The organism is Tissierella sp. (assembly GCF_031460495.1).
In the GTDB taxonomy this organism is placed as follows: Bacteria; Bacillota; Clostridia; order Tissierellales; family Tissierellaceae; genus JAVKTS01.
In genome coordinates, this window is sequence record NZ_JAVKTS010000002.1 from 206,439 (window position 1) to 219,899 (window position 13,461).

General features: G+C 33.1%; 13 protein-coding genes. All 13 read left to right on the forward strand.

Translation table 11 applies throughout. From position 1 onward, the window contains the following. Nucleotides 1–15: 15 nt before the first annotated feature. The 13 genes from RIN63_RS04755 (at nucleotide 16) to RIN63_RS04815 (ending at nucleotide 13,458) form a co-directional block, all read left to right on the forward strand. On the forward strand, nucleotides 16–969 hold the full coding sequence (locus RIN63_RS04755; RefSeq protein WP_310443542.1) for a DUF5688 family protein: 954 nt from the start codon (nucleotides 16–18) through the stop codon (nucleotides 967–969). Nucleotides 970–991: 22 nt separating this feature from the next. Continuing rightward, nucleotides 992–1,390, forward strand: a complete 399-nt coding sequence (locus RIN63_RS04760) for a DUF6103 family protein (protein ID WP_310443543.1) — start codon at nucleotides 992–994, stop codon at nucleotides 1,388–1,390. Nucleotides 1,391–1,460: 70 nt separating this feature from the next. Beyond that, nucleotides 1,461–1,715, forward strand: a complete 255-nt coding sequence (locus tag RIN63_RS04765; RefSeq protein ID WP_310443544.1) for a DUF6103 family protein — start codon at nucleotides 1,461–1,463, stop codon at nucleotides 1,713–1,715. 411 nt (nucleotides 1,716–2,126) lie between these two features. Next, entirely contained in the window at nucleotides 2,127–2,549 is a 423-nt protein-coding gene (locus RIN63_RS04770; RefSeq protein ID WP_310443545.1) for a hypothetical protein, read from the forward strand. A 6-nt stretch (nucleotides 2,550–2,555) separates the two neighbouring features. After that, nucleotides 2,556–4,262 carry a MobP3 family relaxase gene (gene mobP3 / locus RIN63_RS04775; RefSeq protein ID WP_310443546.1) on the forward strand — a complete coding sequence of 569 codons (1,707 nt, stop codon included), beginning with the start codon at nucleotides 2,556–2,558 and terminating at the stop codon, nucleotides 4,260–4,262. Between the two features lie 164 nt (nucleotides 4,263–4,426). Beyond that, complete coding sequence (locus RIN63_RS04780) at nucleotides 4,427–5,194, forward strand: Cthe_2314 family HEPN domain-containing protein (RefSeq protein WP_310443547.1); 768 nt, start codon at nucleotides 4,427–4,429, stop codon at nucleotides 5,192–5,194. Between the two features lie 386 nt (nucleotides 5,195–5,580). After that, a complete protein-coding gene (locus tag RIN63_RS04785; protein WP_310443548.1) occupies nucleotides 5,581–7,527 on the forward strand; it encodes an SEC-C metal-binding domain-containing protein in 1,947 nt (648 codons plus the stop codon). 459 nt (nucleotides 7,528–7,986) lie between these two features. Continuing rightward, nucleotides 7,987–9,396: a DUF3991 domain-containing protein gene (locus RIN63_RS04790; RefSeq protein ID WP_310443549.1), complete on the forward strand. Its 1,410-nt coding sequence runs from the start codon at nucleotides 7,987–7,989 to the stop codon at nucleotides 9,394–9,396. Nucleotides 9,397–9,455: 59 nt separating this feature from the next. Continuing rightward, nucleotides 9,456–11,303 carry a VirD4-like conjugal transfer protein, CD1115 family gene (locus RIN63_RS04795; protein WP_310443550.1) on the forward strand — a complete coding sequence of 616 codons (1,848 nt, stop codon included), beginning with the start codon at nucleotides 9,456–9,458 and terminating at the stop codon, nucleotides 11,301–11,303. A 12-nt stretch (nucleotides 11,304–11,315) separates the two neighbouring features. Next, a complete protein-coding gene (locus RIN63_RS04800; protein WP_310443551.1) occupies nucleotides 11,316–11,576 on the forward strand; it encodes a helix-turn-helix domain-containing protein in 261 nt (86 codons plus the stop codon). A gap of 427 nt (nucleotides 11,577–12,003) precedes the next feature. After that, on the forward strand, nucleotides 12,004–12,213 hold the full coding sequence (locus RIN63_RS04805) for a helix-turn-helix transcriptional regulator (RefSeq protein WP_310443552.1): 210 nt from the start codon (nucleotides 12,004–12,006) through the stop codon (nucleotides 12,211–12,213). A gap of 63 nt (nucleotides 12,214–12,276) precedes the next feature. Then, nucleotides 12,277–12,873, forward strand: coding sequence for a DUF1819 family protein (locus tag RIN63_RS04810; RefSeq protein ID WP_310443553.1), 597 nt, complete (start codon nucleotides 12,277–12,279; stop codon nucleotides 12,871–12,873). Further along, entirely contained in the window at nucleotides 12,874–13,458 is a 585-nt protein-coding gene (locus RIN63_RS04815) for a DUF1788 domain-containing protein (protein ID WP_310443554.1), read from the forward strand. Nucleotides 13,459–13,461: the final 3 nt, after the last annotated feature.

Below are 13,461 nucleotides of genomic sequence, written 5' to 3' on the forward strand. Positions count from 1 at the left end.
TAAAGGAGAATGTACATGACATTTAACGAATATGTAGAAACAGTAAAAAGAGAAATTAAAGATTATTTACCAGAAGAATACAAAGATGTAAACCCAGAGATTAATAGGTTCAGTAAAAATAATGGAATGGAATTAACAGGACTTACCTTGCGTGGAGAAAGCAATATTTGTCCTAACATATATCTAGAATCCTTTTATGATTTATATCAGGATGGTATGAAGACCAGTGATACTATGAGCAAGATTAGTGAGATTTTTCAAAGAGAAATAAAAAGAACACCACAGTTTAATTTAGAAGACTTCACCTACAATAATATGAAAGATAATCTATACTATACGGTCATCAACGCAGAGAAAAATGAAAAGTTGTTACAAGATATTCCCCATCAAAGAAGAGAGGATCTAGCAATCGTGTATCGAGTGCATTTGAGTGTATCGGAAGAAGGGACCGGAAGTATTTTATTAAATAATGCACATTTAAAACTTTGGGGCGTAGATCAGGATACTATTCATGAGCAAGCAGTAATGAATATGCCAAAGATATTGCCTCCTACATTTGAAAATATGAATGATATCATGGCAGAAATGATGGGTGCAGAGATAGAGGAATTTGAGGAAATGTCAGGAGAAAATGTAATGTGGGTACTTAGCAATGATAGAAAAATGCAAGGTGCAGCTTATATATTTGACGAAGAAGTAATGTCCTCTATTGCTGAGAAATTGGATGGAGATTTTATTGTGTTACCCTCTTCTCTCCATGAAGTAATCATAATAAAAGAAGAAGATATTATGGTAGAAGAAAACATAGATTTAGAATTTATTCAAAGGATGGTTTCAGAAGTAAATGAGAGCCAAGTAGAACCTGATGAAGTGTTATCTGATGCAATTTATCGCTATAGTTCTAAGAATAATAAGCTATCACTTATAGAAGAATTTGGGCAGTCACAAGGTATGGATATGCAAATGTAAGTAGAAAAGGAGGATTTATAGAATGAGTATATCAACGGAAAAAGCAACACTACAGGTGACTTTTCAAAAGGAAAAGTTAGAAGCATTACGGTTTTATATGAACGAAAAGGATCTAACTGTAGAGGGAGAATTGCAGAAACATATTAGTAGTATCTACGAGAAATACGTTCCATCAGCTACTAGAAGATATCTAGAGAGAAATGATAATGAGCAGGAGAACCAGACGGAAATAACGGGCCCTATTAGTGAAAGCCCATCAGAAGTTACTCCAAGAGCTACCTCTAATCGTGGCAGAAGAAGGACTGAAAGGGTGCAAAGTGAACAGACAGAAGTTCCTACAGAAACTACAAATGCAGAAGAAATTGAAGAGTCTCAAGAGCAGACAGAGGATGAAAATCAGGGAATGGTCATGAGTATGTAGTGGCTATTCCTTTTCTGTTTTTGCAATGGAAACCATAAAAAAGTTAATAAAATGAAGGAGGCATGTTTGGATGAAAAAAGATACTATTAGCGTAAGTCTTGAAGCTGAAAAGCTAAGAGCAATCAAGAAATATATGGAGAAGAAAGAGATTGATGTACAAGATGAACTAGCAGAACAGCTACAAAAGCTTTATGAGAAGCATGTGCCAGTCAATGTCAGAGAATATATTGATGAAAAGAATGAGGAAGAAAGTAGAGCTAAAATGACAAGGAAACCAGCTAAAAATACTGGTGCAGCTACTTCTACATCTACACCACAGGAATAAAACCATTTTTGGGGCGATATTTACCCCTGTGTGCGATTGTATGAACGAGAGTGGCACAAGTTATCCTTAAGGAAAGATAAAACGATTTGTGGGCGAATTTGCCCAGAGTTATGAATAGAGCAGATTAAGCCTTATGATACTTGGATTTTAGGAGAATATGAGCCTAAAAGGTAAGTGAACCCCCCTATTGATTTTGGTGCAGGATAAAGGAAGGTGGTCAAAAGATTCCACCTTCCATCCACATCCCCCGGCAGTGCCGTGGGTTAAAGAAATAAAAACAGGTGGTCGAAAAATACGGTTTGTGTCTATCTAGGTGGTCAGTAATTAGAATAAAACCCATAAAATGAGCATTTGTAGGTGTAATGCTTAGGTGGTCAAGTTAAAACATGAGATATTTGAGGTGAGATGAAATTGGCAGAAATAAAGAATAATGTAAAGAAACGGACAGCAGTATGGCTCTATCCTGAAACAATAGAGAAAATGGATAACCTTCTGGAAAAAGATAATTGTAAAAGCCGAAGTGAGTTTATAGATAAAGCTTTAAATTTTTATATAGGATACCTTGTAAGTGAGGATACCACAGGATATTTGTCTAAGATTTTGATATCCGCTATGCAAGGAACATTAAAAGAAACAGAAAATAGAAATTCAAGCAATCTATTTCGTCTATCCGTTGAAATGAGTATGATGATGAATATACTTGCAGCTGGTTTAGAAATTAATGAAGAAGAACTTCATAGTCTTAGAGGAAGATGCGTACAGCAAGTGAAAAAGACAAGAGGTAAAGTATCTATGGAGGAGGCGATAAAGTTTCAACAAGGAATTGGAGAGTGATAATCTATGCCAAGACTTATTTTAAAATGCCCCTATATAAAAGGTGGGAGTGAGAATACATCAGCTCATCTTGGAAATTTAGTAAATTATATTGCTACCAGAGATGGAGTAGAAAGAATACGAGTTGAAGATAAAAATTTTCCATCTACAATTAAGCAAGAGGAATTAATTGCTCAGATAATAAAAGAGCTTCCAAGCACTAAAAACCTGTTTGAGTATGAGGATTATATTAGTAATTCTACAATTGAAAATGCATCTGAATTTATTTCAGTTGCACTAGAGCAAAACTTTGATAAGATAGGGAAACGAAAAAATTATGTAGATTATATTGCAAATAGACCAAGGGTAGAGAAAATGGGAAAGCATGGCTTGTTTACAGGTGGAGATGATGCTCTTGTACTTAGTAGGATTGTAGATGAAGTTGCAAATCATACAGGCAACATATGGACTCCTATTGTTTCCTTAAGGCGAGAAGATGCTGCAAGACTTGGTTTTGATCAAGCTGAGAGCTGGCACAATATGATTTCTTACTATGCCATAGACATAGCTGAGTGTTTAAAAATAAAACCTGAAAACTTTCAGTGGTATGCAGCCTTTCATAACGAAGGGCATCATCCTCATGTTCATATGATTTGTTATTCAGCAGATCCTAAAGAAGGATACCTGACTAAAAAAGGTATAGAGAAAATGAAATCGGGATTTGTAAAAAATATATTTGGTCAGGAACTAGAGAAAATTTATATAGAGCAAAGTAAAAGACGAGATGAGCTGAAACATGAGTCGAGAGAAGTGTTGATGCAATTAATTTCTGAAATGAAAAATGGCACAATGCAGAATAGCAATATTGAAGAAAAGTTAATAAATCTTTCCGACCGTCTGAAATTTACTAATGGAAAAAAACAATATGGTTATTTACAGCCACAGTTAAAAGAAATGGTAGATGACATTGTAGATGAGCTGGCTAAGGATGAAAGAATAAGCAAGGCATATAAGTTATGGTATGAAATGCGTAATGAGGTACTTCATAGTTATATGGATAGTTTACCCGAGTCTCTACCTTTATCGGAGCAAAAGGAATTTAAGTTAATTAAGAACATGATAATTAAGGAAGCAGATAATTTAAATAAAGGGGTTATTACTTTTGAAGAACTTGATGATGCTGATGAAATGATTGCAGAAGAAATATATACAGATGATTTATTTATGCATGATACAGTTGTTATTAATGAAGATTTAGGTAATATAAATATAAATTTGAAAAGTTCATTTCTTTATTATGGCAAGGCAAAGGTAATTCTTAAGGAAGAGAATCCCGATGAAGATGATATAAAAAGAGCTGTTAATTTTCTAGAGATAGCATCTGACAATGGGAATCAGTTTGCACAATATATGCTAGGAAAACTATACTTGTTGGGAAGGTATGTATCAGAAGATAAAGAGATGGCTAAAGAGTATTTTACCTTATCCGCTGAACAAGGAAATGAATATGCAAAGTTTTTTCTTGAAAATATGGATAAGATCCATAATCCAACTGTTTGTCTTGTAGCATCGAGGATGCTTCATCATATGAGTAAAATATTTGAGGATAGTATTCCGTTTAAATCATCAGAGGTAGGACATAAAATTGATAGTAAGCTTATGAAGAGGTTGAGAGAAAAGAAAGTTGCTCAGGGACATAAGAGAGATGATAAGGAACAGGAGATCATACTTTAAAATTGAGAGTTGAAAATTGCTTGTTTATAAAGTTATCCTTTAAAAAGATATAAAGCTATCGTATAATATATATTATCAAAATATTTAGATAACATGAAATAATTGAAAGAATAAAAGTCAAATACTATTTTATAATTTATTAAACAAGAATAGGGGTTACTAATATGCTGGAAGAAGTGCAGGATAAGGAAATTAATTATCTATTAGATACAGTTAATAGGGTACAATATGATAAAGATAGGTTCAAGGTAATAATTGGAGAAGAAAAGTATTTATTTGGTATTGTTTCTGGTGTGAATTCCGCTTCTGCTCCCTTAAGTAAATTAATGCAATATAAAACTCTTTACGATACATTAAGAGATCTAGATTATAAGATCAAAATATCATTAAAAAAGGCGATAGAATATGCGTATTCAGATAGATTGCAAGATGATTTCACCTTATTTCAAGAGAGCTCAATTGAAGAAACAAACAGTTATTATTTTATAGAAAATGCTTTATTTAGAACATCAAGTTTATGGGATATGCTAGCTCAATTTTATCGACTCTATTATAATATTGAGATTGAAGCCCATAATGTGTTTTATAAAAAAATATTTAACCCTAAATTAAACTATTGTGATTCGTTTAAGGAACAAGCAAAGGAAATTGATAATTACTTGAATCAAAGTAATGATACAGAATGTCAAGAGAAGTGGAAAGGAAATCATAGATATTCAAATGATTGTCGAAATAAAATGACACATAGAAATTCTCCAAATGTGGCATCGATGAGCGATTTTGATGTTAATTTTAAGCAACACCCAGCTTATATGCTTAAAAGAATTATAGAAGATTATAGTATGGCATCAAATTACATAGGGAAGATATTAAATGAAATTGAAAAAGAAGTTATGAAAGAGTTTGAGAATATATGCTCTGAGGATGAGTAAAAATTTCAAATCAATAGTTTGTTTATGGTTGCATTATAGAATGGGAAGGAAGTTAAGAAAAAATAATAAATTAATTTTGAAAAGGTAGCAGAATTGCTGGAAAGGTTATATACTATCTGAAACAAGACTGAACAAACAATAATCATCTTCACCCAGATAATCGATTTAACGGTAGTAAAAATGATTTGTGGTCCGTTGACGACTATAATGATACGAATGATGAGTAGAAATTGGAGATTCGAAAGCAGGCAATGCTAACGGATGGTATTTCTCTTGATATTGAGAATATTAATAGTTCAGTGTGTCAAGAATTGAAATACTCACAGAACGAATACGTGAGTTGTTTGGATGATAAGAGGTTGCTTAACTGTATTAAATTAAATTGATTGGAGATTGGGGTTGTGAAAATAGGGAGAAATGATTCATGTCCTTGTGGCAGCGGAAAAAAATATAAAAAATGTTGTATTGACAAACTCTCAGAAGAAATAATAAAGCAAATGTATATAGAGCAACTAGAATTAACAAAGGAACTGAAAGATGAAGAAATTTGTTATACTGTTCTTAGAATTGGTGAAGAGATAATAGTTAATAACCAAGACAGTGTTTGTATGACAGGTACATATGTAAACATGGCTGTAGCAAAGAGAGTATTATATTATTTACATCAGAATATTAATGATTTAAATGACGCAAAAACATATTGCACCAAAGCACTTGATTTGAAACCTACCAATCAAGCAGCTATCAAAATGATGTATGGTATTTGCTTAGAATTAAAAGAATATCAAAACGCCTATTTAGCTATAGAAAAATATGAGGATGTAAATATTTTTTCCCCTATGAGTACTCAAATTGTCATGGAATATCAATATGCAGTTGATGTGGCGAATCATGGTGAACATTCTGAGACAACAAGAGAATGGTTAAATAAAATTACGAATGCGTTATTTGAAAAATTCGGAATGAGCGCAGGTTTGTGCGGAGTATCTATTATGTATTATCTTGGCATAGGAAATGATGCATTAAGAGCGTATGAACTTGGAAAACGGTGTGTTGAAGATTGGCCAAATTCTGCTACTTATAATAGTTTAGGATGGGTATGTTTGAGTCCGGAAATCAATCGAAAAGATGATGCAATCACGTACTTTCTCAAAGCTTTAGAACTTTCAGATGAAGAGAAACAAAAAACTGAAATAAGTGGAAATTATTTTATTGCACTGATGGAAACCGAACGTTTTGAAGAAGCAGAAGAATTAATGCGTAATCTAATCCACGAAAACCCTTGCAATCAAAATTTTTCTAACTATGCTGAATTATTGAAACGACGTGGAAACTTTGAAGAAGCATTAGAGTGGGGCAAGAAGGCACTTTTCTTGATTGAAGATGATACTACATTATTGGTAGTTGCTGATATTTATAAAAGGATGGCAAATTATAAGGATGCTATAGAAATGTACAAGCTGTGTCTTGGGCATATAAATGCCAGGGAAAATGTTTGTAGATTTGATGATGTTAATGAATACACAATGTATTCTATGGCATCTAACAGCAGTTTAAAAATGACTCTATATGAAGTTTTGAAAGGGATAATATCATCTTTTAGTTCACAAAGGGATTATGAGAATGCAAAAGCTTATTTGGAAATAGCTAAAGAGAAACTTCCTAAAAAGAGTGATTGGGAAATATGGAATCAAACATTACCGGAGATTGAGGTTACAGAACAAAAGCACAAAGAAATTCAAGAACAATTTAATGAAATTAAGAAAGATATTGATAATCATAAAAATTTTGTTAGACAGTGGGCGTTGAAACTTATTCAACTTCAGAGTAACTCAGGGCAATTAGATTTGGATGAAGAGGATGATTGGTCAAAATATGAAATAGAAATGGATAAGATCCTAAATGAAATGGCTCAGATTATTAACAAGGATAGCATTGTCTATAAAAATACAGAGAGCATGGTTAATTCAATATATCCGAATTTAGATGATGCTTCTAAAAAGTTTTTAATCACGGCAGAAACGCTCTATGAAATCCACAAGTCAAGCACTATAGATTTCGCCCCTATTGTGGTAGAATATTGTAAGGTTGTAGAAAAACAACTAAGAGTGCTACTAGCGAATAGAATTCCGTGTAATGTAAAGATGTTAGGTGATGTGATTTCTGAAATTGCAAATAATAGAATTTCTCCATATAACAGATATTTGACTGATCTAAATAAGATAAATGGTCTAAGAAGAAAAAGTGCTCATACTGGTGTTTTAGGAAAATGTGATGCAGATAAAATAAGAGATATTTTTTATACGAATAATTTGCTGAATAAACTTACGTAGTTTCCAATATATGAAGTTAAGTGTACCAAGATATTGATGGTGCCGAGATGCATAGTAATAACATATTTATCAATAAGAAAAAGTCTACCGCCATTCCATCATCTATCGCTGACTCAGACTATCCTACGGACTATTATTGAATGTTATATCATGTCTCGATAAGGGTGCTCATTTGATAGAAAGTGGACATTATAAAGTTCTATCGAGCCATGTAGAAAGGTAGTATTATTGTTGGAATTCTAATAAACTGCCTATTACATGGATAATGTGAACTTCCCATTTTTTTATAATGCGAAGTTGACAAATTGCAATTTAAAATAAAAAAGTAAGGCATATTAAAAAATATATGTATTTAAAAACTACGGTCTTTCAAATGAGAGGCTGTTTTTTCATACCTAAAATTATATAAAAAGGGTTAGACAATTGAAAATAAGAAACTAGAAATACAAGGAGGTGCTTATGAGTACTTATATTCATTTTACAGAAGAACAAAAGCAAAGAGCCAATTCAGTTGACCTTGTAGAATTTTTGCAAAGACAAGGTGAAAAACTATTGCCATCAGGTAGAGAAAAAAGACTTGCAAGTGATCGCAGTATTACAGTCAGAGGTAATGAGTGGTATGACCATGCGTTAGAACAGGGTGGACTTGCTATTGATTTTGTACAAAACTTTTATGGTTTGTCTTTCCCAGAGGCAGTAACAATGCTACTTGGTGGTGAGCAAGGCGGGGTATACAGTAAGGCAAAAGAAAGAAAACAAACGGAACAAAAAAACTTTGTACTCCCTCCGAAGAATTCAGATATGCGAAGAGTTTTTGCATATCTCATTAAAAATCGTTATATTGACCGTGATGTGGTAAGTTTCTTCGCTAAGCAAAATTTACTCTATGAAAGCTGTGAGCAATCAGTAGATAGGGTAAAAGAATACCATAACGCAGTATTTGTAGGATATGATGAAAATGGAGTTCCTTGTCACGCTCACAAACGTGGAATTTATTCTAATGGTAAAAGCTTCAAAGGTAATGTTGAGAGCAGTAATCCTTGTTATAGCTTTCATTACACAGGAATAAGTAATAGGCTTTATGTATTTGAAGCACCTATTGATATGATGTCTTTCATTACAATAAATAAAAATACCAATTGGCAGAAACACAGCTATGTCGCATTGTGTGGAGTATCGGAACAAGCAATGCTTAAAATGCTTGAAAATAATCCCAATTTAAATCATGTTATATTATGTTTAGACCATGATACTGCTGGAATAGAATCAACTGAAAAGTTTCAAGATATTCTTTACGAGAAGATAATTGAATGCAGTAGAATGAGTTCTAAGTGCAAGGATTGGAATGAAGATATAAAAGAAAGCCTCAATCTCCCAGCAATTCCATCAGAGGAACACCCACAATATATTATTCGTGATGAAGTTTGCTCTGAAATCAAAGTATATGTCTTAGAAACAAGAAAGAATGATAATTCACATTCAAAACTAAATACCTTATTTGAAAAATGTAATACTGATGATGCAGAGCAGATAGTTGGAAATTTAAAACAACTGTCTGCTCTTTCTTTATGCCTTGCATCCAATGAATACAGACAGATGGGCTATCCTTCAGAAAAGGACAAATTGCTTACTAGATTACATGATGGCTTCAAAGCATATGAAAATCGTAGCAAACATAATAATCGTTTATTAGATATTAAAAAGGAACTTGAAAAGTTTGGGAAACATCAGGGTGTTATTTGTGAAAATGAAAAGAAAGATGCTGCTAAGAGGTATGAAGTTATTGCTAGTCACTGCCTAAAGGCAATTATTACTATTGAAATCCAACAGCAAAAACAAGAACAAAAGCAGTTAATTGTGATGTCATAAAAAACCATAGGATTGATTAATCTGTGAATAAAATATTTTTGGGAATGGAGGTAAATGTAATGCAATCACAAGTGTTTTTATTAATAGGAATTGGTGCCTTAATGTTCATAATAATTGGTGGGTTGTCTTTAATTGCTCACTATTATACCCTAAATGGAATCAAATCTAAAACAGTAGGAGATGGGCAACATGGAGTCGCTCGATTTGCTACGCAAAAGGAAATTATTAAAACGTATGAGCATATTTCTTTTCAAGTATCACAGTGGAGGAAAGGTAAGAATCTTCCATGTGATGAGAATGGAAACTTGATACAGGGATTAGTAGTTGGGTGTAAAGGAAATAAAGGAGATATTGTAGGTCTTGTAGATACAGGAGATGTTCACTGTCTTATGATTGGTGCAGCAGGAGTTGGTAAAACAGCCTTTTTTCTATATCCAAACCTAGAATATGCATGTGCGAGTGGGATGAGTTTTATAACCACTGATACAAAGGGAGATTTAGCTAGAAAATATGGAACTATAGCAAAAGAGAATTATGGATATAAAGTTGCAGTTATAGATTTAAGAAATCCCACACGCAGTGATGGAAATAACCTTCTACATTTAGTAAATAAGTATATGGATGCATATCGAGAGAATAACAATAATCTATCTGCAAGAGCCAAGGCAGAAAAATATGCAAAGATAATTTCAAAGACAATCATAAATTCAGGTGGTGACAGTTCAGCTTATGGACAAAATGCATTCTTCTATGATGCTGCAGAAGGACTTCTGACAGCAGTTATTTTGCTTATAGCAGAATATCTCCCACCTACTGAGGAAGATGGACATATAATAGATACAAGACATATCATAAGTGTGTTTAAATTGGTTCAGGATTTAATGGCACCAAGCAAGGTGAAAGGGAAAAGCCAGTTTCAATTATTGATGGATAAACTTCCTCCTGATCATAAAGCTAGATGGTTTGCTGGTGCAGCTCTTAATTCAGCAGAGCAGGCAATGGCTTCTGTTCTTTCTACAGTACTATCAAGACTCAATGCATTTCTTGATTCTGAAATGGAGCAGATATTGTGCTTTGATACAACAATTGATGCGGAAACTTTCTGCTACGAAAAGTCTGCAATCTTTCTTATACTCCCGGAAGAAGATAATACAAAGTATTTCATGGTCAGTTTATTTTTGCAACAGTTCTACCGTGAAATGTTAACAGTAGCGGATGAAAATGGTGGTAAGCTTCCTAATCGTGTGATGATATATGCAGATGAAATAGGTACTATCCCAAAGATAGAATCCTTCGAAATGATGCTTAGTGCAGGGAGATCAAGAAGAATTTCTATTGTACCAATCATTCAATCCTTTGCACAGCTTGATAAAAACTATGGAAAAGAAGGTAGTGAGATTATAACTGATAACTGTCAACTCACTATATTTGGAGGGTTTGCACCAAATTCAGAAACAGCTCAGGTGTTATCTAAAGCACTTGGCAGTAGAACAGTTATGAGTGGAAGCATCAGCAGAGGGAAAAATGATCCCTCTCAAAGTTTACAGATGATTGAGCGACCACTTCTTACGGCAGATGAGTTAAAATCCTTGCCTAAAGGAAACTTTGTAATTATGAAAACAGGTGTACATCCAATGCAAACAAAACTTCGATTGTTTTTGGATTGGGGCATCACTTTTGACAAGCCATATGAGATGGAGGAAAAGTCCCATCGTAAGGTACGCTATGCCGACAAGCAGACCTTAGAAGAAAATGTTCTTTGTCAGCATATGACTGATGCAATAGATGAAGAAGAAACTACCGAATCCACGGTAAAGAGACAAGGAGGTATACTTCATACTCCTGGGCATGAACAAACAGATGGAAGTAAAGTAGATCCAAAACGTAAACCAATACTAAGGACATAAGGGGGTATTTCATTGAGCTTTTTTGGAAGTATTTATAAAGAGGAACTTCCATCTCGTGCTAAGTGTGTGTATATGTATCTAAAAGATAGGTGTGATGCAAAGGGTGAGTGCTGGCCAGCAATTAATACTATTGCAAAAGATACATCGATGTCAAGGAGTACAGTAAAGAGAGCTATAGCCGATTTAATCCGTTGTGGTTTGCTTAGAAAAGAATCACGTTATAGGGAGAATGGCAGTAATTCCTCTAATCAATATTTTTTAATTATAGAATAATTTTTAAGTATAGATTAAGGTACATGAAAAAGCACGTATTTCCCACCAAGGGGAAACTGCGTGTTTTTTGTGGACTGAGGTGAGGTTCATATTGAACCTACCAGAAGGACTCACTTTAACAATATACTTAACATCAGAAAAAGAACAATTATAAATATAGATATACTATTTACTTTTATATTAATCAGTTTAATAACAGATTAAGTATGATAATTTCAATACCAATCCAATACCCAATAAATAATATTCTAATAATATTCTAATAATATTCTGATATTTAATAATTTAGATATGATAATGATATATTTTTTGAGATATTGAACGATTATGTTGAAGTTTTTATAATAGTCCTATATAATATAATCATGTTGCTATAATCGTTATATGGAAATTTGTGAAAAGATAAGATGAGTAAAGAGGTGCTATGATGAGCGTAAGTTATAAAAAATTATGGAAGCTGATTATTGATAAAGATATGACCAACGTTGAAGTTCGAAAAGCTACAGGAATTAGCCCCGCTACTTTTACCAAGCTTAAGAAAAATGAAATTGTATCTCTAGATATTTTATTAAAGATATGCAAATTGTTGGATTGTAATATTGGCGATATTGTAGATGTTGTAAAGGATGCAGAGTGATGTCCGTTTTATGGTACAGCTCTTCTGTTATATTAATATGGGTAAGTTTTTGGAGGAAGATCTATGGAAAAATATAGTTCAGGACTTGTATCAGAATCTTTTTGGTTTATCGAATTCAAAAAGATAATAAAGTTGAGAAATGACGGTAAATCTTGGGATGACATTAGAGATCTATGTTTAAATGATAATTTGCTTGGCATCTCGAAGGAGTATAGAGCAAGGCGTATTTATGGATACTTAAAAAATCGAGTCGATGTAATTGATGAAGGTCTAATAAATATATTTATCAATGCGGATTTAACAACTCAGAAGATTATCAATATTATTGCCATAGCAAAGAAAAATAGATTGTTTTTTGAGTTTTTATATGAGGTATATCGTGAAAAGGTACTACTTGGCGCTATAGAGCTTACAGATAGTGACATTAATATCTTTTTCAAAAATAAGCAGGGGCAAGATGAAGATATTAGCAAATGGACAGATGTGACATTAAAAAGACTTCGTAGCACGTACATGAATTTTTTAACTGATGCAGGATTTTTAACCGGAATAGATAAACAAAGAAGTATCACACCACCGATCTTAGAAATCTCACTGGAGAATTATCTTAAAGATAATGGCGAAAAGCAGATGCTTAAAGCTATAAGGGGGGCAGATTAATTGCGTAATTTAGAGAGTAGGCTTAATGAATTAGAAGATAAGATAAAACAGCCAAATTTTAGAAAGAATAAAGGTCTTGGAAATGAAGTAGGTTATTATGTATTCGATTACCCAGCAGAGCAAGAGCTTACTGTGAGAGAAAGAGTGCATTATCTTGTATCAAAGTATGAAAAAAATGTTCATGATTTTAAGTTAATTGTATTTGATTTGTATGACATTATTATAGATTTGTTGATACAAGAAGGCTTTTTAGAAATTTGCGAAGAATTTGAAAAGACGAAAGGTTTACAAGAGATTACAAGGGCAGTCAACGAGATGCTTCGTATGGAAGAAGATAACCAAAGTAATGAGATATTGGCGCATATTAAGAAAAATACACCAAAGGATTCAATTGTGTTTTTAACAGGTGTTGGGAAATGCTTTCCTATTTTGCGTTCACATAAAATTCTAAACAATTTACATCAATTTATAGATGAGGTTCCAGTTGTAATGTTTTTTCCTGGAAAGTACGATGGTCAATCATTGATGCTTTTTTCTGAAATTAAAGATGATAATTATTACAGAGCATTTAAGCTCGTAGATTGAGAG

Coding starts and splice junctions, on each gene's coding strand:
- RIN63_RS04780 (WP_310443547.1), top strand. CDS start 4,427: ATGCTGGAAGAAGTGCAGGATAAGGAAATTAATTATCTATTAGATACA.
- RIN63_RS04765 (WP_310443544.1), top strand. CDS start 1,461: ATGAAAAAAGATACTATTAGCGTAAGTCTTGAAGCTGAAAAGCTAAGA.
- RIN63_RS04760 (WP_310443543.1), top strand. CDS start 992: ATGAGTATATCAACGGAAAAAGCAACACTACAGGTGACTTTTCAAAAG.
- RIN63_RS04805 (WP_310443552.1), top strand. CDS start 12,004: ATGAGCGTAAGTTATAAAAAATTATGGAAGCTGATTATTGATAAAGAT.
- RIN63_RS04790 (WP_310443549.1), top strand. CDS start 7,987: ATGAGTACTTATATTCATTTTACAGAAGAACAAAAGCAAAGAGCCAAT.
- RIN63_RS04795 (WP_310443550.1), top strand. CDS start 9,456: ATGCAATCACAAGTGTTTTTATTAATAGGAATTGGTGCCTTAATGTTC.
- mobP3 (WP_310443546.1), top strand. CDS start 2,556: ATGCCAAGACTTATTTTAAAATGCCCCTATATAAAAGGTGGGAGTGAG.
- RIN63_RS04810 (WP_310443553.1), top strand. CDS start 12,277: ATGGAAAAATATAGTTCAGGACTTGTATCAGAATCTTTTTGGTTTATC.
- RIN63_RS04755 (WP_310443542.1), top strand. CDS start 16: ATGACATTTAACGAATATGTAGAAACAGTAAAAAGAGAAATTAAAGAT.